Genomic DNA, 25,006 nt, shown 5'->3' on the forward strand with positions numbered 1-25,006 from the left:
CTCAGCCGCGCTGCGCGCTGCGTTTGCGCGCCGGCTTGCGCGCCGCCGGCAGATGGCCGAGCTGCTGCTGGATCTGGGCCTGGCCATGCGTACGCAGATAGTCCTCGAAGGCGAGCGCGACCTGCGGCAATTGCCGCGACGCGAGGTGCATGACGTACCAGTCCCGCACGATCGGATTGCCCGCCACGGGCAGGAGGCCGAGCAGGCCCGCGTTCATCTCGAGCACGCAGGTGTGCATCGACAGGAAGGCGATGCCGAAGCCCGCGGCGCACATCTGCTTGATGGCCTCGTTGCTCGACAGCTCGGAGCCGATGCGCAGCGGCAGGCCGTTGTCTTTGAAGAAGCGCTCGACCGTGGTGCGCGTGCCCGAGCCGCGCTCGCGCACCAGCATGCGCGTGTCCGACAGGAGGGCGAGGCTGGGCTTGGGCGCCGACATCAGCGGATGGCCGGGCGCCGCGAGAAAGGCCATCGGGTGCTTGGCGAAGGCGCTCGAATCGGTCTTCAGCTCGGCGGGCGGGCGGCCCATGATCGCGACGTCGATCTCCTGGCCCGCGAGCATGCGCACGATTTCGTCGCGATTGCCTACCTGCAGCTTGAGCTTCACCTTCGGGTGCTCCTTGGCGAAGTTCACCAGGATGGGCGGCAGCAGGTATTCGGCGGTGGTGATGGCGCCGACGCGCAGCGTTCCCGAGAAGACGCCCTGCAGCGTGGCCATTTCCTCGCCGGCCTCGCGCCACAGGTCGAGGATGCGCCCCGCATAGCCGGCCAGCAGCTCGCCGGCCTCGGTCAGCCGGATGCCGCGGCCGGTGCGCTGCAGCAGCGGCGTGCCGGCCGATTCCTCGAGCGTGCCGATCTGGATCGATACCGCGGGCTGCGTCAGGTGCATCTCGTCGGCCGCCAGCGACACGCTGCCGAGCCGGGCCACCGCGTGGAAGGTGTTGAGCTGGCGAAAGCTTGCGTGCTTGGAAAGGGGCATCGGACGATATTAGGTTTGCAACATGCCAATGTCAAAAGATTTAATTTTTCCTAATCGTTGGCGAGTCCTACATTCTCCTCACCGACAGCACGAATCCATTCATCTCTAGAGGCGAATCCATGGGCAACATGAACGAAGCAACGCAGATCACCGATGCCAAGAAGCGGTACTCGGCCGGTGTGCTGAAGTACGCACAGATGGGCTACTGGGACGGCGACTACCAGCCGAAGGACACGGACATCCTGGCGCTGTTTCGCATCACGCCGCAGGAAGGCGTGGACGCCATCGAGGCCGCCGCGGCGGTGGCCGGCGAATCGTCCACCGCGACCTGGACCGTGGTGTGGACCGACCGGCTCACCGCCTGCGACATGTACCGCGCCAAGGCCTACAAGGTCGAGCCGGTGCCCAACAATCCGGGGCAGTACTTCTGCTACGTGGCCTACGACCTGTCGCTGTTCGAGGAAGGCTCGATCACCAACGTGACGGCCTCCATCATCGGCAACGTCTTCAGCTTCAAGCCGCTGAAGGCCGCGCGGCTGGAGGACATGCGCTTTCCGGTCGCCTACGTCAAGACCTTCGCCGGGCCGCCGACCGGCATCGTGGTGGAACGCGAGCGGCTCGACAAGTTCGGACGTCCCCTGCTGGGCGCCACGACCAAGCCGAAGCTGGGCCTGTCCGGGCGCAACTACGGCCGGGTGGTGTACGAGGGCCTGCGCGGCGGCCTGGACTTCATGAAGGACGACGAGAACATCAACTCGCAACCCTTCATGCACTGGCGCGACCGCTTCCTGTTCGTGATGGATGCGGTGAACAAGGCGAGCGCGGCGACGGGCGAGGTCAAGGGCAGCTATCTGAACATCACGGCCGGGACGATGGAAGAGATGTACCGCCGCGCGCAGTTTGCCAAGGAACTCGGCTCGGTGATCGTGATGGTGGACCTGGTGATCGGCTACACGGCCATCCAGTCGATGAGCAACTGGTGCCGGCAGAACGACATGATCCTGCACCTGCACCGTGCCGGCCACGGCACCTACACGCGGCAGAAGAACCACGGCGTGAGCTTCCGCGTGATCGCCAAGTGGATGCGCTTGGCGGGCGTGGACCACATCCACGCGGGCACGGCGGTCGGCAAGCTCGAGGGCGACCCGATGACGGTGCAGGGCTACTACAACGTCTGCCGCGATACGCACACCAAGGTGGACCTGCCGCGCGGCATCTATTTCGACCAGGACTGGGGCGCGCTGCGCAAGGTGATGCCGGTGGCCTCGGGCGGCATCCACGCCGGCCAGATGCACCAGCTGCTGGACCTGTTCGGCGACGACGTGGTGCTGCAGTTCGGCGGCGGCACCATCGGGCACCCGCAAGGCATACAGGCTGGGGCGACCGCCAACCGCGTGGCGCTGGAAGCCATGGTGCTGGCGCGCAACGAGGGCCGCGACATCGCCAACGAGGGGCCGCAGATCCTGCGCGACGCGGCCCGGTGGTGCACACCGCTGGCGGCGGCGCTCGATACCTGGGGCGAGATCTCTTTCAACTACGCCTCCACCGACACGTCCGACTATGTGCCGACGCCGTCGGTGGCCTGAACCGGTCCACGAGGAGAGACAGACATGCGAATCACGCAAGGCACCTTTTCATTCCTGCCCGACCTGAGCGACGAGCAGATCCGCCGGCAGGTCGAGTATTGCCTCGGCAAGGGCTGGGCACTCGGCATCGAATACACGGACGACCCGCACCCGCGCAACACCTTCTGGGAAATGTTCGGCAACCCGATGTTCGACATCCAGGATCCGGCCGGCGTCATGCTCGAGCTCGCGGCCTGCCGCAAGACCTTCGCGCAGCAGTACATCCGCGTCACGGCATTCGATTCGACCCACGGGACCGAGTCGGTGGTGATGTCCTTCATCGTCAACCGGCCGGCCAACGAGCCGGGCTTCCGCCTGATCCGCACCGAGGAGCCGGGCCGCACCATCCGCTACAGCATCGAGAGCTACGCCGTGCAGGCGCGGCCCGAAGGCGCGCGGTACTGAGGCGAAGCCACCCGCATGGATACCGCCCAGTCCACCGCCACCGCGCCGAGGCAGCTCTTCGAGTCCTCGGGCGTGAAGGCCCTGCTCGACCAGCTCGATGCCGAGCTGATCGGCCTGGCGCCGGTCAAGGGCCGCATCCGCGACGTCGCCGCGCTGCTGCTGATCGACAGGCTGCGCCAGGCGCAAGGACTGCAATCGCAGCCGCCTTCGCTGCACATGTCGTTCACCGGCAATCCCGGCACCGGCAAGACCACGGTGGCGATGCGCATGGCCGAGGTGCTCAAGCAGCTGGGCTACGTTCGCAAGGGCCATCTGGTGGCGGTGACGCGCGACGACCTGGTGGGCCAGTTCATCGGCCATACGGCGCCCAAGACCCGGGAAGTGATCAAGAAGGCGATGGGCGGCGTGCTGTTCATCGACGAGGCGTACTACCTGTACCGGCCGGAGAACGAACGCGACTACGGACAGGAGTCGATCGAGATCCTGCTGCAGGTGATGGAGAACCAGCGCGATGACCTGGTGGTGATTCTTGCGGGCTACAAGGACCGCATGGAGACCTTCTTCGGCAGCAATCCGGGCATGGCCTCGCGCATCGCGCATCACATCGATTTCCCGGACTACAGCGAGGCCGAACTGATGCAGATCGCGCAGCTGATGCTCAAGCGGCTGAACTACAGCTTCGACGACGGCGCGGCATCCACCTTCGCGCGCTATGTGAGCCTGCGCCGGCGGCAGCCGCATTTCGCCAACGCGCGATCGGTGCGCAATGCGCTCGACCGCATCCGGCTGCGCCACGCCACGCGGCTGTTCGGCAGCGAAGAGGCCCTGACGCGCGAACAGCTCTGCACGCTGGAAGCGCAGGACATCCTGGCGAGCCGCGTGTTCGACCCGAGCGCACGCATGAGCACGGAGCTTGCCCAATGAGCATCGAAGCCCTCGTGTTCGACGTCGACGGCACCCTGGCCGACACCGAGGAGGTGCATCGCCGCGCCTTCAACCTGGCCTTCGAAGAGCTCGGCCTGGACTGGCGCTGGGAGCGCTCCGAGTACCGGGCCCTGCTCGCGGTGACGGGCGGCAAGGAGCGGCTGAGGGCCTACATCGATGGCCTGGCCTCGAGCGCCTCCGAGAAGAAGCGCCTGCACGAGCGGGTGCCGGAGCTCCACGCCGCGAAGACGAGGCACTACACCGAGATCGCGCGGCAGGGCGGCATCGAACTGCGTCCCGGCGTGGCGCGTCTGCTCGACGAGGCGCTCGGCGCCGGCTTGCGCCTGGCGATCGCCAGCACCACGACGGCCGTCAACATCGACGCCTTGCTGCTGGCGACGCTGGGCCCGGGCGGCTTGTCGATGTTCGACGTGATCGCCTGCGGCGACCAGGTGCGCGCGAAGAAGCCTGCGCCCGACATCTACCGGCTCGCGCTCGACACCATGGGCGTGGCGCCCGAGCGGGCGATCGCCGTCGAGGACTCGCCCAACGGAGTGCGCTCGGCCGTCGCTGCCGGCCTTTGGACGCTGGTTGCGCCCACCTTCTGGACCGAAGGCGGCGACTTCAGCGGCGCCGGGCTGGTCCTGCCCAGTCTCGCAGACGCATGGCTCAGCGTCGAGGAACTCACGCGCAGGGCCACTGCTGTGCCGCCGCTGAATGCGGTTCAAGCGCTCTACCGGGGGGAATGAGATGCAGCAGAAAGAAATCTCCGCGCGGCCCGGGTCCGCCTCGACCATGCGGATCGCGCCCAGCCTGTTGTCGGCGGACTTCGCGCGCCTGGGCGAGGAGGTGAGGGCGGTCATCGAAGCCGGCGCCGATCTGATCCATTTCGACGTGATGGACAACCACTACGTCCCCAATCTGACCGCCGGTCCGCTGGTGTGCCAGGCCATCAAGGCTTACGCCACGGTGCCCATCGATGTGCACCTGATGGTCAAGCCGGTCGACGCGCTGATCCCGATGTTCGTCGAGGCCGGCGCCTCGATCATTTCGTTCCACCCCGAGGCCAGCGAGCACGTGGACCGGACCATCCGTCTGATCAAGGCCAGCGGCTGCAAGGCCGGCCTGGTGCTCAACCCGGCGACCCCGCTGCAGGTGCTCGACCATGTGCTGGACCAACTCGACCTGGTGTTGCTGATGTCGGTCAATCCCGGCTTCGGCGGGCAGAGCTTCATCGAGAGCGTGCTGCCGAAGATCGAGGCAGCGCGCCGCCGCATCGATGCGAGCGGGCGCGACATCTGGCTCGAGGTCGATGGCGGCGTGAAAGCCGACAACGCGCAGCGCATCGGCGCCGCGGGCGCCGACACGCTCGTGGCCGGCTCGGCGGTGTTTGCCGGCGGCCGCTATCGCGAGGCCATCGACGCCATCCGCACTCGGGCGCTGGCGGGGTGCGCGGCATGAAGGATCTGCGCGCCATCGACGCCATCGCCTTCGACCTCGACGGCACGCTGGTCGACAGCGCGCCGGACATCCGGCATGCCTTGAATGCCGCGCTCGAAGAGGCGGACCTGGAGGGCTTCGAGCTGGACACCGTGCGCGCGTGGATCGGCGACGGGCCCGACGCGCTGATCGCGCACGCCTTGTGCTGGCACGGCATCGACGCCGACGAAGCGCTGCAGGCCCGGCTGCGCAAGGCCTTCGATGCGCACACGCTGGCGGCGCCTCTGCGATCGGGCAGCGTCTTCCACGGCATCGCCGAGCTGGTCGCCGGCCTGGCCCGGACGCTGCCGATGGTGGTGGTCACCAACAAGCCGACGCGGTTGGCACGCGCCGTGCTGGATGCGGCCGGACTGCTGCCTTTTCTGACCGGGGTCTACGGCGCCGATGCGCAAGCCCAGCGCAAGCCTGCGCCCTACCTGCTGCTGGCCGCGGCGCATCGGCTGGGGGTGGCGCCTGCGCGCCTGCTGATGGTCGGCGACGGGCCGCCCGACCTGCTCGCCGCGAAGGCCGCCGGATGTCCGGCCGCCCTGGTCGCATGGGGCTACGGCGGGCGCGCGGTCGGGACCGCATCGGTGCCGGCGTGGCGCCTGGCGACGCCGCAGCAACTGCTGCTGAACGCACTCGCGTCGCGCGCCATGCGCAGCGAAGAAGAAACGACGAATGACTAGAACCAGGAGATCGACATGCCAATCGCAGGCAAGGCCACGCTGACCCAGTACATCATCGAGGAACGCCGCCGCCATCCAGGCGCCACGGGGGCGCTCAATGCCGTCATCACGGACGTTTCGCTCGCCTGCAAGGCGATATCGCGAAAGGTGGCGCTGGGCGCCCTGGGCGACATGCTCGGCAGCGCCAGCAGCCACAACGTGCAGGGCGAGGAACAGAAGACGCTCGACGTGCTGAGCAACGACATGTTCCTGCGCGCCAACGAGTGGGGCGGCCACGTGGCGGGCATGGTGTCCGAGGAGATGGAGGCGCCCTACGTGCCGCCACAGCAGGATCCGCGCGGCAAGTACCTGCTGCTGTTCGACCCGCTGGACGGCTCATCCAACATCGACGTCAACGTGGCGGTGGGCAGCATCTTCTCGATCCTGCGCGCGCCGACGCCCGAGCGCGACGCCAGGCCGGAGGACTTTCTGCAGCCCGGCACGCAGCAGGTCGGCGCCGGCTATGCGATCTACGGCCCTTCGACGATGCTGGTGCTGACGCTGGGCAACGGCACGCATGCCTTCACGCTCGATCCGCAATTGGGCGAATGGGTGCTGAGCCATCCGAACCTGCGCATTCCTGCGCGGACCAGCGAGTTTGCGATCAACGCGTCGAACAGCCGTTTCTGGGAGCCGGCGGTGAAGCGCTATGTCGACGAATGCCTGGCCGGCCGGGAAGGCCCGCGCGGCATCGACTTCAACATGCGCTGGATCGCCTCTCTGGTGGCCGAGACGCACCGCATCCTGATGCGCGGCGGCGTGTTCATGTACCCGCGCGACAGCAAGGAGGCGGGCCGGGCGGGGCGCTTGCGCCTGCTCTACGAGGCCAATCCGATCTCCTTCCTGATCGAGCAGGCCGGCGGCATGGCCAGCACCGGCCGCCGGCGCCTGATGACGGTCGAGCCCGAGGCGATCCACCAGCGCATCGGCCTGGTCTTCGGCTCGTCCGAAGAGGTCGCGCGCGTGGAGGCGTACCACGCCGAGGAGCCGCAGGACACCTACCAGGCGCCGCTGTTCGGCAAGCGTGGCTTGTTCGCGACCGCGGCCTGAACCAGGCACGAATTCTTCATTCCCGAGGTCACCATGTCAGCCAAATATCCGATCGTTGCCATCACCGGCTCCTCCGGCGCCGGCACCACTTCTGTCACCCGAACCTTCGAGAACATCTTCCGCCGCGAGAGCGTCAAGGCAGCGATCGTCGAGGGCGACAGCTTTCACCGCTACGACCGCAACGCCATGAAAGCGGCAATGACCGAGGAGGAGGCCGCCGGCAACCGGAACTTCAGCCATTTCGGCGAGGATGCCAACCTGTTCGCCGAGCTCGAAGCGCTGTTTCGCGACTACGGCGAAGCGGGCGTCGGCCGCAGCCGGAAGTATCTGCATGACGAGCACGAGGCGGCGCCCTACGAGCAGGAGCCCGGTACCTTCACGCCGTGGGAAACGCTGCCGGCGAGTGAACTGCTGTTCTACGAAGGCCTGCATGGCGGCGTGACGACGGCCAAGGTCGACATCGCGCGCCATGTCGACCTGCTGATCGGCGTGGTGCCGGTGATCAACCTCGAGTGGATCCAGAAGCTGCACCGCGACAAGAGCACCCGCGGCTACTCCACCGAGGCCGTGACCGACGTGATCCTGCGCCGCATGCACGAGTACGTGCACTACATCTGCCCGCAGTTCACGCGCACCCACATCAATTTCCAGCGGGTGCCGGTGGTCGACACCTCCGATCCGTTCATCGCGCGCACCATCCCGAGCCCGGACGAAAGCCTGGTGGTGATCCGCTTCGCCAACCCGACGGGCTTCGACTTTCCCTATCTGCTGAGCATGCTGCACGACTCCTTCATGTCGCGCGCCAACACGCTGGTGGTGCCGGGCGGAAAGATGGAGCTGGCCATGCAGCTGATCTTCACGCCGATGATCCTGCGCCTCATGGAGCGCCGCAAGAAAGCGTATGCCATCTAGGAACTTCGTCATGACAACTGAAATCCTTGCCTTGCGCACGCAGTGCGCCAACGCCATCCGGGCGCTGGCCATGGACGCGGTGCAGGCCGCCAACTCGGGCCATCCAGGCATGCCGATGGGCATGGCCGACATCGCCGAGGCCTTGTGGCGGCATCGCCTGCGGCACGACCCGGCCCACCCGCGGTGGATCGACCGCGATCGCTTCGTCGTCTCCAACGGGCACGGCTCGATGCTGCTGTATGCGCTCCTGCACCTGAGCGGCTACGCGCTGCCGATGGAGGAACTCCGGCGCTTTCGCCAACTGCATTCGCGCACGCCCGGGCATCCCGAGGTCGGCGTCACGCCCGGGGTCGAGACCACCACGGGGCCATTGGGGCAGGGCATCGGCAATGCGGTCGGCATGGCGCTGGCGGAGAAGTTGCTGGCCGAGGAGTTCAACCGTCCCGGCCATGCGGTGATCGACCATCGCACCTATGTGTTCCTCGGCGACGGCTGCCTGATGGAAGGCATCAGCCACGAGGCCTGTTCGCTGGCGGGCACCTGGCGCTTGAACAAGCTCGTGGCCTTCTACGACGACAACGGCATTTCCATCGACGGTGAGGTCTGCGGCTGGTTCAGCGACGACACGCCGGGCCGCTTCGAAGCCTACGGCTGGACCGTGCTGCGCGATGTCGACGGCCATGACGCGGCGGCCCTCGACGCGGCCATCGCCAAGGCCGCGGCCGCGGACCGGCCGGTGCTGGTGTGCTGCAAGACGCGCATCGGCCAGGGCTCGCCGAATCGAGCGGGTAGCGCGAAGGCGCACGGCGAGGCACTGGGGGAAGCCGAGATCGCCCTCACGCGGCAGGCGCTGGGCTGGAGTGCGCCGCCCTTCGAGCTGCCGCCGGATGTTGCAGAGGCGTGGTCGGCGCGCGAGTCGGGCGCCGCGCTGCACGCGGCGTGGCAGGCGCGCTTCGCCGCCTATGCGCAGGAATATCCGGCGCTCGCGCGCGAGCTGCTGCGTCGCCATCGCGCCGACGCACCGCTCACTGCGCAGGTCGAGGCAGCGCTGGCCTCGGCGGCAGCGGCTGCGCAGCAGCGGCAGGCGGCCGTCGCCACCCGCAAGGCCTCGCAGCAGGTGCTCGACGAGCTCGGGCCGGCGATGCCGGAACTGATCGGCGGTTCGGCCGACCTCACCGGGTCGAACCTGACCGACTGGAAAGGGCACCGCGCGCTCAAGGGTGCGGGCACGGGCAATCACGTGCACTACGGCGTGCGCGAGTTCGGCATGGCGGCGATCATGAACGGGCTGGCGCTGCACGGCGGCCTGCGGCCCTTCGGCGGTACCTTCCTGACCTTCTCCGACTACGCGCGCAACGGCGTGCGCATGTCGGCGCTGATGAAGCTGCCGGTCATCTACGTCTTCACGCACGACTCGATCGGGCTCGGCGAGGATGGCCCGACGCACCAACCGGTCGAGCATGCCTCGAGCTTGCGCCTGATCCCGGATGTGGATGTCTGGCGTCCTGCCGACGCCACCGAAACGGCCGTGGCCTGGCGGCAGGCATTGCGCCGCATGGACGGGCCGAGCTGTCTGCTGCTGACGCGTCAGGCCTTGCCGCATGCCGGCGGCGGCGAGCGCGTCGAATCCATCGCGCGGGGCGCTTACATCCTGTGGCGTCCGGAAGCGGAGCGCGTGGCCCTGCTGGCGAGCGGCTCGGAGGTCGCGGTCGCACTGGCGGCCGCGGCCTTGCTGGACAAGGAGGGCATTGCGGCCCGTGTGGTTTCGGTGCCGTGCATGGATGTGTTCGAGCGCCAGCATGCGGACTGGCGCCACGCGGTGATTCCGCGCCACCTGCCGCGGCTGGCAGTGGAGGCCGGCAGCACCGGCCTGTGGTGGAAGTTCGTCGGCGAGCACGGCGACGTGGTCGGGCTCGACCGCTTCGGCGAGTCGGCACCGGCCGGCGAGCTTTTCAGGCTGTTCGGAATTACTGCCGAGGCGGTGGCCGAGCGTGCCCGGCGCCTGCTGGCGAGCGTCTCGCATGCCGGCGTGAGGGAGACCGCATGAGGCGCTACACCCCGCGCTGACGCTTCGTTCCCATTCCCATCCCACTTCCACAGGAGCCTGCCATGGCCATGATTTCACTGCGCCAACTGCTGGACCACGCTGCTGAGCATCAGTACGGCGTTCCGGCCTTCAATGTCAACAACCTGGAGCAGATCCAGGCCATCATGCAGGCGGCCAGGAAGACCGACAGCCCGGTCATCCTGCAAGCCTCGGCCGGCGCCCGCAAGTACGCCGGCGAGCCCTTTCTGCGCAAGATGGTCGAGGCCGCCGTGGAGATGTACCCTGAGATTCCCGTCGTGATGCACCAGGACCACGGCGCCAGTCCGTCGATGTGCATGCAGGCCATCCGCTCGGGCTTCACCAGCGTCATGATGGATGGTTCGCTGATGGAAGACGCCAAGACCCCGGCCAGCTACGACTACAACGTCGGCGTGACGCGCAGGGTGGTGGAAATGGCGCATGCGGTCGGCGTCTCGGTCGAGGGCGAACTGGGTTGCCTCGGATCGCTGGAGTCCGGCATGGCCGGCGAGGAAGACGGCAGCGGCGCCGACGGCGTGCTCTCGCACGACCAGCTGCTGACCGACCCGCAGCAGGCGGCGGACTTCGTGGCCAGGACCGGCGTCGATGCCCTCGCGATCGCCATCGGCACCTCGCACGGTGCCTACAAGTTCAGCCGCAAGCCGACCGGCGACATCCTGGCGATCGACCGCATCAAGGACATCCATGCGCGCATTCCGCAGACGCACCTGGTGATGCACGGCTCCTCGTCGGTGCCGCAGGAATGGCTGGCGGTCATTCGCGAATTCGGCGGCGAGATCAAGGAGACCTATGGCGTGCCGGTCGAGGAGATCCAGGAAGGCATCCGCCACGGCGTGCGCAAGATCAACATCGACACCGACATCCGGCTGGCCATGACCGGCGCCATGCGCCGTGCCATGGGGCGCGATCGCAGCGAGTTCGATCCGCGGAAATTCCTGAAGGACGCCACCGCCGCCGCACGCAATCTCTGCGTCGATCGCTTCCAGGCCTTCGGCAGCGCCGGTATGGCGGGCAGAATCAAGCCAGCGGCACTGGCGGAGCGCTGAAGCTCAATGCGCCGCTTGGACGCAGGGCGGGGCGACGTCGATCCCGATGAGTGCTCGTGCGAACATGTAGTTGTTGCGCGCCCGCTCGCTCATGGAATCCATGTCGACGTGACCTGCCGCATCGCAGGGGAAGGCCCAGCCCCGGCCTTCCTGAAACAGGGATCGAAAACGCAATTCGTAGCGCGGGCCTGTGGTCTGGTCGGAATGTCTCGCTTCGCTGCTCTCGCCCGCGTGCGCTTGCGCCGCCGATACACGATCGATGTATGCCATGTTTTCCAGTCTCCCTGTAGAGGTCTCAGGTGAATCCGATCACAACGTACGACACCGGCCTGGGTGACCGGCGTAGTACTTCGGTAATCAAAATTCATGCCAGCCGTTCGCCGGCTCGCCGGAGCCGGTCCTGCGCCGCCGTCATGACACTGTGTGCCACGCGCTCGCCGGGTTTTCGAACAATGTGCGAATCGCAAAAAGCTGGAGGCCGTCGAAAGGCCCGGTGGCCCTGGAGCTACGAATGCTTGTTTTGGAGGCACGGGTGCGAAGCGCTCGTCGTACAACGCCAAACCGGGTTGCAGACGGCGTTTCCCACAGAGTTGCCCACATGTTCGGTGGACAACTTTCACAGTGAAATTCGCGTCCCTGGGATAGATGAAGAACTCACTTAGCCACAAGTCGGCTTTGCAAATTTCTCACAAAAATAGTTGGCCCCCTGCCAAGTCATCGGAAGACAGGCGGCGCGCGGCGCGCATTCGCGTCACGCGCTGAACTCTGTCGCAGCTCGACGGCGCTGAGCGCGGGGCTATGAGCTCATCGAGCGATGCGCCGCGTGGGTGTGCATGATCCTCGCCCAGGTGGGCCACTTTTGCTTCGGCAGTGGGTCAGTTTCAGATCGGCGTTAACACAGGTCGCTGAGCTCACAACTCGGCGACGGCAAGCGCGAAGTTCACCACGTTCTTGATCTACGCTGGCTGGCGGGAACTGATGGAATCGGATGCGGACAGTCGCCCACTTGAAAGACCCCGCTCCACGTGGTCTCGAGTGGCTGGCCCGTCAGGCCATCGACGACTTGCTAGCGTTCGTTGGCTGAAGCCAACTCGTTCCGTCAGTCCCAAGCAGCGCCTGATCGACCTCTGGAGGCAGGTCAAAGATGAGTGGCGAACGCGCACTGGACTTGGCGATCGCATAGCGTGAGAAGCAGCTTGATCAGACGAGACAGTGGCTGCAGTCGGTCGGCGAAGTGCGCCCGCGACAGCGCCAACAACACGTTGCGAAGCGCTAGCCCGTAGGGGCCGCCGGGGGGCTCGCGTCACCCGGCGCGAGCGCCGTGATCTTCGAGGCCAGTTCCTGCGATTGTTCCTTGAACTTTCCCGGGTTGGCCTTCCTCAGCTTCGTCAGGTTCTGCAGCTTCCATTGAATCGCGGGCAACGCGCTGAGATGGTCCAGCCCCATCCGGTCCCAATCGGGCTCTCCGTCTGCGAGGGAGATGAGGAAAGCTCGTTCGTCCACGTCCAGGTCTTCGTGCAATCTGGAAATCATCTGTTCCCGTGCGGCGAACAGTGCACCCAGCTCAACCGGCTCCGTGGTCATGCCCTTGAAGTTGGCCTCGAACTCGTATGTCATATCGTGCAGCGGAGGAAACAACACCTCGTGTATCGGCCTGTTGTGGCTTGCCAGGTACACCACGAACGCCCGTCGAATTCCATCGGTGATGCCGCCGTTTGCCAACAGGTGCATCACGTCGAACAGATCCCGCGGATGCTGGCGATCCATCGCAGCGACAAGCTTCCCGCCATAGACATCATCCTCCGACACCACGGGTATCTCCAAGTCGGCCTGGAGGACCTCCTGTGCCTTGGGCGTAAGCCCCGCCATCGCCACGGGCCTGACGGTGCCGCGCATCACATAGTTCACCTCAACCTTGACCTCGATGCCGTCCCGCTTCACCAGGAGCTTTGTCTCGCCCGCTTCCGGCGCTCCGGAGAGATGCGACTGGAATCCCTTCGACTTGAGCTGGTCGGCTGCTCGTCCGAGCGACGCTTTGATCTGCTCGAGCGCCGCGGCGCGAGACAAGGTGTGGTCGGGCAAGACCAGGTCGAGATCGACGGACAGGCGGGGCATTTCGCGAACGAACAGATTGATGGCCGTGCCGCCCTTGAGAGCGAACGTGTCGTCGGTAAAGACGAAGGGGGCGACCTGGGTCAGCAGGCGCGCGGTCTTGAGGTAGATGTCGTTCATTTCTTGAGGACCAGCAGTCCTTCGTTGGTTTGAGAGACCCAGCGTCGAGCGCCACCGGCCGGCAGGCGTGCCGGATCCAGCTTCTTCGCCCAGGGCAGGGATAGGTCACGCCCGAGTTGTAGGCACAGGCGGACCGTCTTGACGCTCGTGCACTCCTGGAGCAGCTCGCCAAGAACAGATGCGCGAAGGCTGTAGGTGCTTTCGGCAAGCTCGCGCGCTTCGGACAGCGGCTGCCGCACGCCCACTTCGCTCAACAGCTCCAGGAACGCGCGCTCAGGGGCGGAGACATTCGGCCCGTGCGCACGGCCTTCGAAGGGGCCAACATGCTTCATGCCGAATGCGTCGCTGCTGAAGAGCTGCTTGCGGTGGTATTCAGCCGGGAAGGGGGCCGTGAACCATTCCGGCAGCTTGGCCGACTTCAGGCCGTACAGGTGTAGTTTGGGCTCCTGAGAGACATAGTGACGCACGCCATGCCAATCCAACGCAGTCTTGCCGCCAACGTGGAGGCCAGGTATCTGTCGCTGGAGCAGCCAAAGACTGGGGTCTCGCTGCAGCGAGGCATCGGGGCGGGCGTACACACCGCGTGCGAGTCGCTTGAGCCATCCCGCGCGAACGTAGTGGACTGCTAGGTCGGCGGAGATGCCTTCGAGGGCGAGGTTGTCACTGGTGACGGGCGTGCCGCTGGGAACCTGCGCCAGCAGGTTGTTTAGTTTTGACCGAGTTATCGTAGTCATGCTACGATTATTCCGATATTCCTAAGCATGTGCAATGTTTTGTTTTGTGAGAGTTGTCGTAGCCAGACTACGATAAGTCGTTCAATTTAAAACACGCTAGTGCCCCGGTGGCCACACAAAGTGCCCCACTTATGGCCACCCAAACTGCTCCATCCTGGCCACCGACTTCCGGGCCAGTGTCGCTGCCGCTGGCCACCTCCAAGTGCGAACCCCATCGCGCCTTCATCGACGCCCAGTTGCGCCTGGGCCGCAACGCCACCGCCATCTACCAGGACCTGGTCGACTTGCACGGCTTTGACGGCGCCTACAACTCGGTCAAGCGCTTCTGCGCCCAGCTTCGCCACAAGGAGCCCGAGCAGTTCGATCGTCTGAGCTTTGCGCCCGGCGAGGAGATCCACCAGGAAAGTGAACGCACCCGCTTGACTTGTGAGGCGCTGGCTGACGTAGCGGCGGGCCGGGTTGTAAACCATGAGGCAGTGCTCGCTTGGGCGGAAAGCTTAGGCACCGATTCGCCTCTACCCATACCGAGACCACGTGAGTAGCCATCGAATGACCCGTGCGCGTGCAGTCACCGGGCTGCGGACCATGAGCGCGCGGCCGGAGTGCGTTGCTCAGTTCCGGCTATCGCGGATGGGATCGCGCCGTGGCTGGTTCGGTCGAACGCCAGTGCAGACAAGCGCTTGCAACTCGAACCTATGGAAGTGGAAGAGCGGGGACGAAGTCGCGAACAAATTTACCGTGACTCCTACGCTGAGCCCCCTGTTAATTTAACATAATGCACATTGTATTGCTTGAGGCAGAGGCCTATGAGTCAGGCCGGCCCAAGCCCGTCACCACTTGCCGTCGCTGGGCCTCTTGGCCCGGACGGCCGTGCTCAGCAGCCGGACCGCATCCGGTCGATTGGCTCGTTGGGCGAAATCGATCGCCGTCAGCCCTTGCTCGTTCTTCATCTGGGTGTCGGCGCCTTCGTCAAGCAGCAGTTGTACGGCCGCGGTCGAGCCGTACATCGCGGCCATCATCAGCGGCGTGGTGCCGTTGGGCGACTGCGCGTCGATGAAGGCGTAGTTGTCCAGCAACTGCTTTATGACGGCCACGTGGCCGTTGGTGGCCGCGTAATGCAGCGGCGCCCAGCCCGGCTTGTTGACGTCGGCGTCGCGCGCAATCAGCTTGGCCACGAGATCCTGCTGGCCCCTGAGCGCAGCCATCATCAAAGGACTCTCGTCCTTGGCATTGCGCAGCTCGACATTGGTCTTGGGCGAATCCAGCAAGGCCTGGATCACCTTCGGCGACGGCTCCCGCAGCGCGATCAGCAAGCCGGTCTGGCCTTGCTCGTCGGGGGTATTGGGGTCGAATCCTCGGTTCAGCAGCTCATTGACGACGCTCGCGTTGTCGCTGCGCACGGCCCGGAAGAAATCCTCGAACGAGCCGGCATGAACGACAAAAGTTGCTGTAAAAACAGATAGATATAGGATCTTCTTAAAGTAGATTTTCATGCTTTCACGGCAGCGAAAAGGGTTTCGAAGTTGTCGCTGGTGACCTGCGCGATGGTCTCCAGCGGCAACTGGCGCAGCTGCGCGATCTGTTGCGCCACGAAGGGCACGTACGAGGGATTGTTGGTCTTGCCGCGGTACGGCACGGGCGCCAGATAGGGGCTGTCGGTCTCGATCAGCATGCGGTCGAGCGGCACGAAGGCCGCGACGTCGCGCAGATCCTGCGCCTTCTTGAAGGTCAGAATGCCCGAGAAGGAGATGTAGAAGCCCAGGTCGAGCGCGGCGCGTGCGACCTCGGCGGTCTCGGTGAAGCAGTGGAACACGCCGCCCGCGGCTTGGGGCCTGCCGTCCTCGCCCTCCTCCTTCAGGATCGCCAGCGTGTCGGCCGAGGCTTCGCGCGTATGGATCACCAGCGGCTTGCGCACCTGTTGTGCGGCACGGATGTGCACGCGGAAGCGGTCGCGCTGCCATTCCATGTCGGCGATGCTGCGCCCGCCCTTGCGTTCTTCCATCTGGTAATAGTCGAGGCCGGTCTCGCCGATGGCGATGACCTTGGGCAACGCGGAACGCTGCACCAAGTCTTCCACCGAAGGCTCTGCAATGTTCTCGTTGTCCGGATGGACGCCTACGCTGGCCCAAAAGTTGTCAAAACGCGCCGCCAGGGCCTGCACCTCGGCGAATTCTTCCAGCGTGGTGCAGATGCAGAGCGCCCGGTCGACTTGCGCGGCGGCCATCGCGGCGCGAATCTGCGGCATCTGGCCGGCGAACTCGGGGAATGTCAGGTGGCAGTGGGAGTCTGTGAACATCGCGGAGCTTCAAGAAACGGCTGTGCATCCGCACTGCCTGCGGTCCGCGTCTCGTGAACGGGGACTCAAATGGTCTGGGTTGGCCGGTCGGAGGCCATGGTGCCGCCGAGCGCCTCTTCGATGCGCGCCTTGAGCTGGCGCGACTTGTCGTCGGACGGGAAGCGGATGCCGACGCCCGGCGCCCGGTTGCCGGCGGCGCGGGCCGGGGTGATCCAGGCCACCTTGCCGGCCACCGGATAGCGCTGCGGATCTTCGGGCAGCGTGAGCAGCACGTAGACGTCGTCGCCCAAGCGGTACTCGCGCGAGGTCGGAATGAAGATGCCGCCTTCGGCGAACAGCGGGATGTACGCCGCGTAGAGCGCGCCTTTTTCCTTGATGGCCAGCTGGATGACGCTGGGCCGGGCAGGTGCGGAGGGGGTGGTGGATGCAGGTGTGTTCATGGGCGACGGCCTGCCGAGTTTAGGGTGCTTCGCGCCTCGCTCACAAGCGCTTCGAGCATCAGGCCCGCATTGAACGGGTGTTCTGCGGTTTTTGCAGCATTCGCGAGCGATTTCGACCAGCGGGCCAACGCGACTTTCGGCGGCACGGCCGGCAGGTCCGCGGCCTCGAAGAAACGCGGCGCAGCGCCGCTGCCGGTGGCCATGAGGTCGTGACACAGCTTCTGCAGCGCGCTGATGGCCTGGGCCGGCGCATGGTCGGCCAGCGCGGCGACGTCGCCGCGCAGCATGGCCTTGGGCAGCAATCCCCAGGCCTTGGGCGACTGGCCCGCGGCGGCGAGCCGCAGCGCATCGCTCGGCCGGCCGCCGGCCGCGCGCAGCAGGGCGGGCGCATCGTTGGCGGGCACGCCCCGCTCCACCAGCCAGTTGCGCGCCTCCTCGTCTTCAGGCCAGGGCAAGGTGAAGCCGAGGCAGCGGCTGCGGATGGTGGGCAGCAGTTGCCAGGCGGCTTCGCTCGCCAGCACGAAGCGCACGTCGCCGACCGGCTCTTCCAAGGTCTTCAGCAAGGCATTGGCCGTGATCGTGTTCATGCGCTCGGCCGGATAGACCAACACCGCCTTGCCGCGCCCGCGCGCGCTGGTGCGCTGGGCGAAGCCGACCGCATCGCGCATCGCCTCGACACGGATCTCGCGGCTGGGCTTGCGTTTCTTGTCGTCGATGTCGGCCTGGCTTTTTTCGTCGAGCGGCCAGCCGAGTTCCTGCATCGCCACCTCGGGCATCAGCACGCAGAGATCGGCATGGGTGCGCACGGAAATCGCGTGGCAGCTCGGGCAGTGGCCGCAGGCGCCCTCCCCCTTTGCCTCGTCGCGCTGCTCACAGAGCCAGGCGGCGGCCAGTGCCAAACCGAGCTCGTACTGGCCCAGGCCCGAAGGCCCTTGCAGCAGCCACGCATGGCCGCGCTGGCGCAGCAGTTCGCCCAGCGGCCGCTGCAGCCAGGGCGACAGCGCGGGCGCGCTCATCGAGACCCCATCAGGCCGCGCGCGGCCAGGGCCGCCTCGATCTGCTGCCAGACCTGGTCGCGCGACTGGCCGGCATCGATGCGCACGAAGCGCGATGCCGCGGCTGCGCGCTGCGCATAGCCTGCGGCGACGCGACGGAAGAACTCGACCGGCTGCGACTCGAACTTGTCCGGCAGGCGCGCGCCGGCCAGCCGCTCGGCCGCCAGTTCGGGCGACAGGTCGAACCACAGGGTGATGTCGGGCTGCAGCAGCGCGCCATCGTCAGGCCGGCCCTGCACCCATTGTTCGAGCGCGGACAGCACCGCGGTGTCGAAGCCGTGCCCCGCCCCCTGGTAGGCGAAGGTGGCATCGGTAAAACGGTCGCACAGGACGACTTCGCCGCGCGCCAGTGCAGGCTCGATCACGCGCACGATGTGATCGCGCCGCGCCGCGAACACCAGCAGCGACTCGGTCAGCGGATCCATCGGTTGCGTGAGGATCATCGTGCGCAGCGTTTCGGCGATCGGCGTACCGCCGGGCTCGCGCGTGCGCGTGACCTGCCGGCCCCGGGCCTTGAACAACGCTTCGAGCGCATCGATGTGGCTCGATTTGCCGGCGCCATCAATGCCTTCGAGCGTCAGGAACAAACCCTTCATTGCCCGCTCCGTTGATAGCGGTTCACCGCGCGGTTGTGCTCTTCGAGCGAGCTGCTGAACTGGCTCGAGCCATCGCCCTTGGAAACGAAGTACAGCGACTTGCTTTGCGCCGGCTGGACCGCCGCCAGCAGCGCTGCCTTGCCCGGCATCGCGATCGGGGTGGGTGGCAGGCCAGGACGGGTGTAGGTGTTCCAGGGCGTATCGGTCTGCAGATCCTTCTTGCGCAGATTGCCGTCGAAGCGCGTGCCCATCCCGTAGATCACGGTCGGATCGGTCTGAAGCGGCATGCCCGCGCGCAGGCGGTTGGCGAACACCGCCGAGATCTGGGTCCGGTCCTGGGCCTTTCCTGTCTCCTTTTCGACAATGCTGGCCAGAATAAGCGCCTCATCGGCCGTCTTGAGGGGTACATCGGAGGCCCGCGCGGCCCAGGCGGCGTCGAGTTTCTTGTCCATGGCGCGCATCGCCCGCTGCAGCAGCGCGATGTCGGTGGAGCCCTTGGAATAGGTGTAGGTGTCGGGGAAGAAGCGGCCCTCCGGGTGCAGGCCCGGCTTGCCGAGCCTGGCCATCAGTTCTTCGTCCGCCAGGCCGAAGGTCTCGGGCTTCAGCTGCTCGGCCTTGGCCAGCGCGCTACGCACCTGGCGGAAGTTCCATCCCTCGACCAGCACCAGGCTGCGCGTGGCCTCTTCACCGCGCACCAGCACGTTGAGCAGCGTGCGCGGCGTGATGCCCCGCTCCAGTTCGTAGCTGCCGGCGCGGATCTGCCGGTCCTGGCCCGAGAAGCGGAACCACCAATAGAGAAGTTGCGGCGACACGTCCGTGCCCGTGTCGGCCACTGCCTGCGCGACGCCGCGCGGCGTGGTGCCCGGCTCGACCGAGAGATCGACCGTGGGCGCTGGCAGCTCGAGCGGCTGCTGCAACCACCAAAGCCCTGCCGCGCCGGCGCCCAGCACGATGAAGGCGGCGAGAAGAAAAAGGGTGAGAAAGAAGCGGCGCACGGGTCCGATGGAGAAGACGGAGAGGAAGAGACGCGGGGTAGCCCTGCGGACTGAACGGGACGGTGCCGACCATGATAATTCAGCGATGACCTCAGTCGTTCTGAATGGCGTAACAGCCCTCTCCCACCTCGGCGTGATTCGCGCCGAGGGCCCCGAAGCCGCCAACTTCCTCAATGGCCAGCTGACCCAGGACTTCGCGCTGCTCGGCGCTTCCGAAGCGCGCCTGGCCGCGCTTTGCACGGCCAAGGGCCGCATGATCGCGAGCTTCATCGGCATCCGGCCCGAGCCCGAGCGCGTGCTGCTGGCCGTGAGCCGCGACATCCTCGCCGTCACCCTGAAGCGGCTTTCGATGTTCGTGCTGCGCGCCAAGGTCAAGCTCAGCGATGCCAGCGAGGAGTTTGCGCTCTACGGCCTGGCCGGGACTGCGCTGACCGCCAATGGCGTCGATGCCGGCGCGGTGCCGGGCCGTTGCAGTCAGTTCGGCGACGCCAATGTGGTTTCGCTCTATCCGTCCGACGGCATTCCGCGTGCGTTCTGGATCGCGCCGGCCGGCAGCGCCGCGCCCGAGGGCGCTGCCCTCGACCCCGCGCTGTGGCAATGGAGCGAAGTGCGCAGCGGCATCGTCACCCTGAGCACGCCGATCGTCGAAACCTTCGTGCCGCAGATGCTCAACTACGAATCGGTCGGCGGCGTGAACTTCAAGAAGGGCTGCTACCCGGGCCAGGAGGTGGTGGCGCGCAGCCAGTTCCGCGGCACGCTGAAGCGCCGCACCTACCTCGTGCAGGCCGATGCGCCGATCGCCGCGGGCCAGGAGGTCTTTGCCGCCAACGATCCGGAGCAGCCGGTCGGCACCGTGGCGCAGGCCGCGCCGGCGCCGGGCGGCGGGTCGGCCGCGCTGATCTCGATCCAGATCGCGGCGCTCGATGCGGGCGGCCTGCGCGCGGGCGCGCCCGACGGACCGGCGCTCACGGTCGAGCCCCTGCCCTACCCGCTGCTCGAAGACATCTGAGGCCGCGGCCTCGTCAGCAGCAGCGCCCCCTGCCGCTGCCGTAGCGGGCCTGTTGACGTTCGCGGAAGAAGGCCTCGTAGCTCATCGGCGCCTGCTCCGGATGCGTGCGTTCCATGTGGCTCAGGTAGGCGTCGTAGTCCGGCAGGCCCACCATCAGGCGCAGCGTGGCGCCGAGCGAGCGCGCGAGATAGCGCCCGGCTTCCGGCAAGGTGGCGCTCGCCGTTCTCATGCGGCGGCCGACGGCGCCAGCGGCTCGAAGGGCGTCTCGCGCGCGGTCGGCTTGTGGGCCGCGCGCGCCGCAAGACAGGCACGCACGCTGTAGAACAGCACGCTCAGCACCACGAAGATGAAGAGCGCGCACAGCCCGGCGTCGAGCCGGTCGTTGAAGACGATGCGCGCCATGGCCTCGGGCGTTTTGGCCGGCGCGATCAGCACGCCCTGCGCCAGCCCGTCGGCGTACTTCGCGGCATGGGACAGGAAGCCGACCTTGGGGTCCGGCGAGAAGATCTTCTGCCAGCCCGCCGTCAGCGTGCACACCAGCAGCCAGGCGGCCGGCAGGATCGCGACCCAGGCGTAGCGTTCGCGCTTCATGCGGAACAGCACCACGACGCCCAGCATCAGCGCCACCGCGGCCAGCATCTGGTTGGAGATACCGAACAGCGGCCACAGCGTGTTGATGCCGCCCAGCGGATCGACCACGCCCTGGTAGAGGAAGTAGCCCCAGGCGCCGACGCAGAGGAAGGTCGCGATCAGGTTGGCGACCATCGAGTCGGTGCGCTTCAACGCCGGCACGAAGCTGCCCAGCAGGTCCTGCAGCATGAAGCGCCCGGCACGCGTGCCCGCATCCACCGCGGTCAGGATGAACAGCGCCTCGAACAGGATCGCGAAGTGGTACCAGAAGGCCATCATGGCCGGCCCGCCGATGGCCTGGTGCAGGATGTGCGCCATGCCCACCGCGAGCGTCGGCGCACCGCCGGCGCGGCCGAGGATGGTGCTTTCGCCCACGTCCTTCGCGGTCTGGACCAGCATCTCGGGCGTGATCACGAAGCCCCAGCCCGAAATGGTCTGCGCCACCGCCGCCGGCGTGTTGCCGACCAGCGCGGCCGGGCTGTTCATCGCGAAGTAGACGCCCGGCTCGATGCAGGCGGCGGCCACCAGCGCCATCACCGCGACGAAGGACTCGGCCAGCATGCCGCCGTAGCCGATGAAGCGCGCATGGCGCTCGTTGTCGAGCATCTTCGGCGTGGTGCCCGAGGAGATCAGCGCATGGAATCCCGACACCGCGCCACAGGCGATGGTGATGAAGAGGAAGGGAAACAGGCTGCCCGACCACACCGGACCATTGCCTTGAGCGAACTGCGTGATGGCAGGCATCTGCAGCGTCGGCGCGACGAACACGATGCCGATCGCCAGCGCGACGATGGTGCCTATCTTCAGGAAGGTCGAGAGGTAGTCGCGCGGCGCCAGCAGCAGCCACACCGGCAGGCTGGCGGCGATGAAGCCGTAGCCGATCAGCATCCAGGTCAGTGCCTTGCCGTCGAAGGTGAAGAGCGGCGCCCAGGTCGCGCTCTGCGCCACCGCCTGGCCGCCGAAGATCGCCAGCATCAAGAGCACGAAGCCGATCACCGAGATCTCGCCGATGCGCCCCGGCCGGATGTAGCGCAGGTAGACGCCCATGAAGACCGCGACCGGGATCGTGGCCGCCACCGTGAAGGTGCCCCACGGCGATTCGGCCAGCGCCTTGACCACGATCAGCGCCAGCACCGCGAGGATGATGATCATGATCATGAAGGTGCCGAAGAGCGCGATCAGGCCCGGCACCGTGCCCATCTCCTGCTTGATCAGGTCTCCGAGCGAGCGGCCGTCGCGCCGCGTCGAGATGAAGAGCACGATGAAGTCCTGCACCGCGCCGGCGAACACCACGCCGGCCAAGATCCACAGCAGGCCCGGCAGGTAGCCCATCTGCGCGGCGAGCACCGGCCCGACCAGCGGACCGGCACCCGCGATGGCCGCGAAGTGGTGGCCGAACAGCACGTTCTTGTCGGTCGGCACGTAGTCGAGCCCGTCGTTGTGGCGATGTGCCGGCGTCTTGCGATTGCCGTCCAGACGGAGCACGCGCTCGGCGATGAAGAGGCTGTAGTAGCGGTACGCGATCAGGTAGGTGCAGATGGCTGCGATCACGACCCACAAGGCGCTGATCGCCTCGCCGCGGGCCAGTGCCACGGTTCCCAGCGCGAATGCGCCGATCACGGCCACGACGAGCCACACCAGGTGGCGGCGGATGCTGTGCATGCGGATGTCTCCTTGATTTGAACCCCGGGAGTTTGGCGAGCCTTGGCCGCGCCGGCATCCGTCACACCGCGCGGATCGCCCACGTGGCATTGCGTAATGGGAAACCCTAGTTCCAGGAACACCAAGCCTGGGGGAGAGCTATTTGATGCGTGCGTGCTCCACCGCGTACTTGATCAGCTCGGCCTGCCCCTCGATGCCGAGCCGGCGCTTGATGCTCTGGCGGTGCGCCTCGATCGTGCGCACGCTCAAGCCCAGCTCGCGCGCGATCTGCTTGCTCGACTGGCCGCGGCCCAGCGCCGACAGGATCTCGCTCTCGCGCGGCGTGAGCAACGGCTTGGGCGCCTGGTTGCGGAACAGCCGCTGCGAAACAGCCGGGCTCAGGAAAGTGCCGCCGGCCGAGACCGCATCGATGGCGGCGACGATCTCGGCCGCCGGTGCATCCTTCAGCACATAGCCGCGCGCGCCGGCCTGCAGGGCCTGCTGCACGTACTCGGGGTTGTCGTACATGCTGAGCATCACCACGCGCACCGCGGGCTGCCGCTGCTGCAGCAAAGCCGCGAGCTCGATGCCGTTCATGTCCTTCATGCCGACATCGGCCAGCACGAGATCGGGCTGCAGTCGCTCGATCAGCACCAGGGCTTCGGCGGCGCTGCCGGCTTCGCCGACGATCTCGATGCCCGGCAGCGGATCGAGGCGCGCGCGCAGGCCGTCGCGCACCAGTGGATGGTCGTCGACGAGGAACAGGCGAACCGCGGATGGCTGCGTCATGCGAGCTCCAGGCTGTGCGCCGGCACATCGGCCACGATGGTCGTTCCGCCGCTGCCGGATCGCATTTCGAGCCGTCCACCGACCGAGGCCACGCGCTCGCGCATGTTGCGCAGCCCGATGCCGCGCTTCGGGTCCAGTTGCATGGCTTCCACGTCGAAGCCGACGCCGTCGTCGGCCACCTCGAGCCGCACGCGATCGTCCGAGAAATCGAGCGCGATGCGCACCTGCCGCGCCTGCGCATGCTTGCGCACGTTGGTCAATGCTTCCTGCGTCACGCGGAACAGTGCGGTCTTCACTTCCTCCGTCAGCTCGCGCGGCAAGCCTTCGACGGCGACCGCCGCATGGACAGCGCCCTCCTCGCCGAACTCGGCCGCAAGCCGTTCAAGCGCGGCCGGCAGCCCCAGCGTGTCGAGCAAGGCCGGCCGCAGCCGGTGCGAGATGCGCCGCACTTCGGCGAGCGACTCGTTGAGCCGCTGCAGGGCCTTACCGAGCGCCGGCGGCGCGTTCTGCTGCGCGCGCTCCAGCGCATCGACGGCCGATTCGATCAAGAGCTTGGCCGACACCAGCGTCTGGCTGGTGCCGTCGTGCAGCTCGCGCGCGAGATGGCCACGCTCCTCTTCCTGCGACTGCACGACCTGGCGCGCCAGGAGCCGCAGCTTGGCTTCGGCAATGCGGTGCTCGCTCAGGTTCAGCAGCAGGCCGGTGGCGCTCACCACGCCCAGGCACAGCGCGGCGATGCCGGCGATCCACAGCATGGTGGTGGTCACGTTGAGGCTCATCTGCCGGTCCAGCGTCTGCATCGTCGCCTCGATGTCGTCGAGGTACAGGCCGGTGCCGACCATCCAGTTCCAGCGCGGCAGCGCCGTCACGTAGCCGAGCTTGGGCGCGGTCTGCGCGCTCGAGGGCTTGCGCCACTGGTACTCGACGTAGCCGCCGCCTGCGCGGGCCCGCGCGAGCAGGTCCTGGATCGTGAAGCGCCCCTGCGAATCGCGTAGCTCCCAGAGGTTCCGGCCGACCAGGTCGGGCTGGCGCGAATGCATCAGCGACCGGCCCTGCAGGTCGTAGACGAAGAAGTAGCCGTCGTCGCCGTAGTCGAGCGCGGCAAGCCGGCGCAGGGCCTCGGTGCGCGTCGCCTCGTCGTCCAGCCCTGCGTCGTACAGCGGCCGCACGGTGCTGACGGCCAGTTCGACATAGCTGCGCAGTTCGCTGCGCCGCTGTGCCATGTAGGTCTGCTCGATCAGGGCGCGTTCACGCTGTGCCAGGTCGCGCTCCTGGTGGCGCACTGCGAGCGCCACCAGCACCAGCGCGATCAGGAGCGGCGCGACGGCGAGCGCAACGATCTTGGTGCGGAGATTCAT

25 protein-coding genes and 1 pseudogene are annotated in these 25,006 nt (G+C 66.8%); 12 read left to right on the plus strand and 14 right to left on the minus strand.

From position 1 onward, the window contains the following. Position 1: 1 nt before the first annotated feature. A complete protein-coding gene (locus ACSQ9I_RS15080; protein ID WP_436290360.1) occupies positions 2-976 on the minus strand; it encodes a LysR family transcriptional regulator in 975 nt (324 codons plus the stop codon). Between the two features lie 119 nt (positions 977-1,095). Here ACSQ9I_RS15080 and ACSQ9I_RS15085 point away from each other — a divergent pair, with 119 nt between their 5' ends. The 10 genes from ACSQ9I_RS15085 to fba all read left to right on the plus strand — a co-directional run bounded on the left by ACSQ9I_RS15085 (position 1,096) and on the right by fba (position 11,231). Next, entirely contained in the window at positions 1,096-2,562 is a 1,467-nt protein-coding gene (locus ACSQ9I_RS15085; RefSeq protein ID WP_093110126.1) for a form I ribulose bisphosphate carboxylase large subunit, read from the plus strand. A 24-nt stretch (positions 2,563-2,586) separates the two neighbouring features. Continuing rightward, positions 2,587-3,006 (plus strand): ribulose bisphosphate carboxylase small subunit, encoded by a 420-nt coding sequence (locus ACSQ9I_RS15090; RefSeq protein WP_436304070.1) that lies wholly within the window; start codon positions 2,587-2,589, stop codon positions 3,004-3,006. A gap of 15 nt (positions 3,007-3,021) precedes the next feature. After that, the gene (gene cbbX / locus ACSQ9I_RS15095) at positions 3,022-3,930 is read left to right on the plus strand and encodes a CbbX protein (RefSeq protein WP_436313645.1); all 909 of its coding nucleotides are present in this window, start codon (positions 3,022-3,024) and stop codon (positions 3,928-3,930) included. Continuing rightward, positions 3,927-4,679, plus strand: a complete 753-nt coding sequence (locus ACSQ9I_RS15100) for an HAD-IA family hydrolase (protein WP_436313646.1) — start codon at positions 3,927-3,929, stop codon at positions 4,677-4,679. Before cbbX ends, ACSQ9I_RS15100 begins: the two co-directional genes overlap by 4 nt. A gap of 1 nt (position 4,680) precedes the next feature. Beyond that, the gene (gene rpe, locus ACSQ9I_RS15105; RefSeq protein ID WP_436290357.1) at positions 4,681-5,391 is read left to right on the plus strand and encodes a ribulose-phosphate 3-epimerase; all 711 of its coding nucleotides are present in this window, start codon (positions 4,681-4,683) and stop codon (positions 5,389-5,391) included. Beyond that, on the plus strand, positions 5,388-6,098 hold the full coding sequence (locus ACSQ9I_RS15110; RefSeq protein WP_093110158.1) for an HAD family hydrolase: 711 nt from the start codon (positions 5,388-5,390) through the stop codon (positions 6,096-6,098). Before rpe ends, ACSQ9I_RS15110 begins: the two co-directional genes overlap by 4 nt. Before the next feature lie 15 nt (positions 6,099-6,113). Further along, on the plus strand, positions 6,114-7,187 hold the full coding sequence (locus ACSQ9I_RS15115) for a class 1 fructose-bisphosphatase (protein WP_436304073.1): 1,074 nt from the start codon (positions 6,114-6,116) through the stop codon (positions 7,185-7,187). A 33-nt stretch (positions 7,188-7,220) separates the two neighbouring features. Beyond that, positions 7,221-8,099: a phosphoribulokinase gene (locus tag ACSQ9I_RS15120; RefSeq protein WP_093110120.1), complete on the plus strand. Its 879-nt coding sequence runs from the start codon at positions 7,221-7,223 to the stop codon at positions 8,097-8,099. A gap of 10 nt (positions 8,100-8,109) precedes the next feature. Next, a complete protein-coding gene (tkt, locus tag ACSQ9I_RS15125) occupies positions 8,110-10,146 on the plus strand; it encodes a transketolase (RefSeq protein ID WP_436313647.1) in 2,037 nt (678 codons plus the stop codon). 62 nt (positions 10,147-10,208) lie between these two features. Then, on the plus strand, positions 10,209-11,231 hold the full coding sequence (gene fba, locus ACSQ9I_RS15130) for a class II fructose-bisphosphate aldolase (protein ID WP_093110118.1): 1,023 nt from the start codon (positions 10,209-10,211) through the stop codon (positions 11,229-11,231). 3 nt (positions 11,232-11,234) lie between these two features. Here the strand turns inward: fba and ACSQ9I_RS15135 are convergent, their stop codons facing one another. From ACSQ9I_RS15135 to ACSQ9I_RS15145, 3 genes are all read right to left on the minus strand, one after another. Then, complete coding sequence (locus tag ACSQ9I_RS15135; protein ID WP_436313648.1) at positions 11,235-11,501, minus strand: hypothetical protein; 267 nt, start codon at positions 11,499-11,501, stop codon at positions 11,235-11,237. 1,002 nt (positions 11,502-12,503) lie between these two features. Continuing rightward, positions 12,504-13,463, minus strand: a complete 960-nt coding sequence (locus tag ACSQ9I_RS15140; RefSeq protein ID WP_436313649.1) for a nucleotidyl transferase AbiEii/AbiGii toxin family protein — start codon at positions 13,461-13,463, stop codon at positions 12,504-12,506. Beyond that, a complete protein-coding gene (locus ACSQ9I_RS15145; protein ID WP_436313650.1) occupies positions 13,460-14,197 on the minus strand; it encodes a type IV toxin-antitoxin system AbiEi family antitoxin domain-containing protein in 738 nt (245 codons plus the stop codon). Before ACSQ9I_RS15145 ends, ACSQ9I_RS15140 begins: the two co-directional genes overlap by 4 nt. Before the next feature lie 74 nt (positions 14,198-14,271). On the opposite strand from ACSQ9I_RS15145, the pseudogene ACSQ9I_RS15150 reads away from it, so the two are divergent. Beyond that, positions 14,272-14,592: pseudogene (locus ACSQ9I_RS15150) on the plus strand (IS21 family transposase); the annotation flags it as partial. Between the two features lie 435 nt (positions 14,593-15,027). Here the strand turns inward: ACSQ9I_RS15150 and ACSQ9I_RS15155 are convergent. From ACSQ9I_RS15155 to mltG, 6 genes are all read right to left on the minus strand, one after another. Next, a complete protein-coding gene (locus ACSQ9I_RS15155; protein WP_436313651.1) occupies positions 15,028-15,690 on the minus strand; it encodes an ankyrin repeat domain-containing protein in 663 nt (220 codons plus the stop codon). Continuing rightward, the gene (locus ACSQ9I_RS15160) at positions 15,687-16,493 is read right to left on the minus strand and encodes a TatD family hydrolase (RefSeq protein ID WP_436304078.1); all 807 of its coding nucleotides are present in this window, start codon (positions 16,491-16,493) and stop codon (positions 15,687-15,689) included. Before ACSQ9I_RS15160 ends, ACSQ9I_RS15155 begins: the two co-directional genes overlap by 4 nt. A 65-nt stretch (positions 16,494-16,558) precedes the next feature. Beyond that, entirely contained in the window at positions 16,559-16,933 is a 375-nt protein-coding gene (locus ACSQ9I_RS15165; RefSeq protein WP_093110111.1) for a PilZ domain-containing protein, read from the minus strand. After that, a complete protein-coding gene (locus tag ACSQ9I_RS15170) occupies positions 16,930-17,949 on the minus strand; it encodes a DNA polymerase III subunit delta' (protein WP_436313652.1) in 1,020 nt (339 codons plus the stop codon). The genes ACSQ9I_RS15165 and ACSQ9I_RS15170 overlap by 4 nt, the downstream gene beginning before the upstream one ends. Continuing rightward, positions 17,946-18,584: a dTMP kinase gene (gene tmk / locus ACSQ9I_RS15175; protein ID WP_436290354.1), complete on the minus strand. Its 639-nt coding sequence runs from the start codon at positions 18,582-18,584 to the stop codon at positions 17,946-17,948. Before tmk ends, ACSQ9I_RS15170 begins: the two co-directional genes overlap by 4 nt. After that, the gene (gene mltG / locus ACSQ9I_RS15180; protein ID WP_436313653.1) at positions 18,581-19,579 is read right to left on the minus strand and encodes an endolytic transglycosylase MltG; all 999 of its coding nucleotides are present in this window, start codon (positions 19,577-19,579) and stop codon (positions 18,581-18,583) included. Before mltG ends, tmk begins: the two co-directional genes overlap by 4 nt. Before the next feature lie 85 nt (positions 19,580-19,664). Here mltG and ygfZ point away from each other — a divergent pair, with 85 nt between their 5' ends. Then, positions 19,665-20,588: a CAF17-like 4Fe-4S cluster assembly/insertion protein YgfZ gene (gene ygfZ, locus ACSQ9I_RS15185; protein ID WP_436313654.1), complete on the plus strand. Its 924-nt coding sequence runs from the start codon at positions 19,665-19,667 to the stop codon at positions 20,586-20,588. Positions 20,589-20,601: 13 nt separating this feature from the next. On the opposite strand, the gene ACSQ9I_RS15190 is transcribed toward ygfZ, so the two are convergent. The 4 genes from ACSQ9I_RS15190 to ACSQ9I_RS15205 all read right to left on the minus strand — a co-directional run bounded on the left by ACSQ9I_RS15190 (position 20,602) and on the right by ACSQ9I_RS15205 (position 25,006). After that, positions 20,602-20,817: a YbdD/YjiX family protein gene (locus tag ACSQ9I_RS15190; protein ID WP_093110106.1), complete on the minus strand. Its 216-nt coding sequence runs from the start codon at positions 20,815-20,817 to the stop codon at positions 20,602-20,604. After that, on the minus strand, positions 20,814-22,880 hold the full coding sequence (locus ACSQ9I_RS15195; RefSeq protein ID WP_436313655.1) for a carbon starvation CstA family protein: 2,067 nt from the start codon (positions 22,878-22,880) through the stop codon (positions 20,814-20,816). The genes ACSQ9I_RS15190 and ACSQ9I_RS15195 overlap by 4 nt, the downstream gene beginning before the upstream one ends. A 138-nt stretch (positions 22,881-23,018) precedes the next feature. Continuing rightward, complete coding sequence (locus ACSQ9I_RS15200) at positions 23,019-23,648, minus strand: response regulator transcription factor (protein ID WP_093110104.1); 630 nt, start codon at positions 23,646-23,648, stop codon at positions 23,019-23,021. After that, the gene (locus ACSQ9I_RS15205) at positions 23,645-25,006 is read right to left on the minus strand and encodes a cache domain-containing protein (protein WP_436313656.1); all 1,362 of its coding nucleotides are present in this window, start codon (positions 25,004-25,006) and stop codon (positions 23,645-23,647) included. The genes ACSQ9I_RS15200 and ACSQ9I_RS15205 overlap by 4 nt, the downstream gene beginning before the upstream one ends.

The sequence above is a fragment of the Variovorax sp. LjRoot84 genome (assembly GCF_964254305.1).
GTDB lineage: Bacteria > Pseudomonadota > Gammaproteobacteria > Burkholderiales > Burkholderiaceae_C > Variovorax.

Excerpts from the sequence above, each read along its gene's own strand:
- ACSQ9I_RS15080 (WP_436290360.1), bottom strand. The coding sequence starts at position 976 with ATGCCCCTTTCCAAGCACGCAAGCTTTCGCCAGCTCAACACCTTCCAC.
- ACSQ9I_RS15085 (WP_093110126.1), top strand. The coding sequence starts at position 1,096 with ATGGGCAACATGAACGAAGCAACGCAGATCACCGATGCCAAGAAGCGG.
- ACSQ9I_RS15090 (WP_436304070.1), top strand. The coding sequence starts at position 2,587 with ATGCGAATCACGCAAGGCACCTTTTCATTCCTGCCCGACCTGAGCGAC.
- cbbX (WP_436313645.1), top strand. The coding sequence starts at position 3,022 with ATGGATACCGCCCAGTCCACCGCCACCGCGCCGAGGCAGCTCTTCGAG.
- ACSQ9I_RS15100 (WP_436313646.1), top strand. The coding sequence starts at position 3,927 with ATGAGCATCGAAGCCCTCGTGTTCGACGTCGACGGCACCCTGGCCGAC.
- rpe (WP_436290357.1), top strand. The coding sequence starts at position 4,681 with ATGCAGCAGAAAGAAATCTCCGCGCGGCCCGGGTCCGCCTCGACCATG.
- ACSQ9I_RS15110 (WP_093110158.1), top strand. The coding sequence starts at position 5,388 with ATGAAGGATCTGCGCGCCATCGACGCCATCGCCTTCGACCTCGACGGC.
- ACSQ9I_RS15115 (WP_436304073.1), top strand. The coding sequence starts at position 6,114 with ATGCCAATCGCAGGCAAGGCCACGCTGACCCAGTACATCATCGAGGAA.
- ACSQ9I_RS15120 (WP_093110120.1), top strand. The coding sequence starts at position 7,221 with ATGTCAGCCAAATATCCGATCGTTGCCATCACCGGCTCCTCCGGCGCC.
- tkt (WP_436313647.1), top strand. The coding sequence starts at position 8,110 with ATGACAACTGAAATCCTTGCCTTGCGCACGCAGTGCGCCAACGCCATC.
- fba (WP_093110118.1), top strand. The coding sequence starts at position 10,209 with ATGGCCATGATTTCACTGCGCCAACTGCTGGACCACGCTGCTGAGCAT.
- ACSQ9I_RS15135 (WP_436313648.1), bottom strand. The coding sequence starts at position 11,501 with ATGGCATACATCGATCGTGTATCGGCGGCGCAAGCGCACGCGGGCGAG.
- ACSQ9I_RS15140 (WP_436313649.1), bottom strand. The coding sequence starts at position 13,463 with ATGAACGACATCTACCTCAAGACCGCGCGCCTGCTGACCCAGGTCGCC.
- ACSQ9I_RS15145 (WP_436313650.1), bottom strand. The coding sequence starts at position 14,197 with ATGACTACGATAACTCGGTCAAAACTAAACAACCTGCTGGCGCAGGTT.
- ACSQ9I_RS15155 (WP_436313651.1), bottom strand. The coding sequence starts at position 15,690 with ATGAAAATCTACTTTAAGAAGATCCTATATCTATCTGTTTTTACAGCA.
- ACSQ9I_RS15160 (WP_436304078.1), bottom strand. The coding sequence starts at position 16,493 with ATGTTCACAGACTCCCACTGCCACCTGACATTCCCCGAGTTCGCCGGC.
- ACSQ9I_RS15165 (WP_093110111.1), bottom strand. The coding sequence starts at position 16,933 with ATGAACACACCTGCATCCACCACCCCCTCCGCACCTGCCCGGCCCAGC.
- ACSQ9I_RS15170 (WP_436313652.1), bottom strand. The coding sequence starts at position 17,949 with ATGAGCGCGCCCGCGCTGTCGCCCTGGCTGCAGCGGCCGCTGGGCGAA.
- tmk (WP_436290354.1), bottom strand. The coding sequence starts at position 18,584 with ATGAAGGGTTTGTTCCTGACGCTCGAAGGCATTGATGGCGCCGGCAAA.
- ygfZ (WP_436313654.1), top strand. The coding sequence starts at position 19,665 with ATGACCTCAGTCGTTCTGAATGGCGTAACAGCCCTCTCCCACCTCGGC.
- ACSQ9I_RS15190 (WP_093110106.1), bottom strand. The coding sequence starts at position 20,817 with ATGAGAACGGCGAGCGCCACCTTGCCGGAAGCCGGGCGCTATCTCGCG.
- ACSQ9I_RS15195 (WP_436313655.1), bottom strand. The coding sequence starts at position 22,880 with ATGCACAGCATCCGCCGCCACCTGGTGTGGCTCGTCGTGGCCGTGATC.
- ACSQ9I_RS15200 (WP_093110104.1), bottom strand. The coding sequence starts at position 23,648 with ATGACGCAGCCATCCGCGGTTCGCCTGTTCCTCGTCGACGACCATCCA.
- ACSQ9I_RS15205 (WP_436313656.1), bottom strand. The coding sequence starts at position 25,006 with ATGAATCTCCGCACCAAGATCGTTGCGCTCGCCGTCGCGCCGCTCCTG.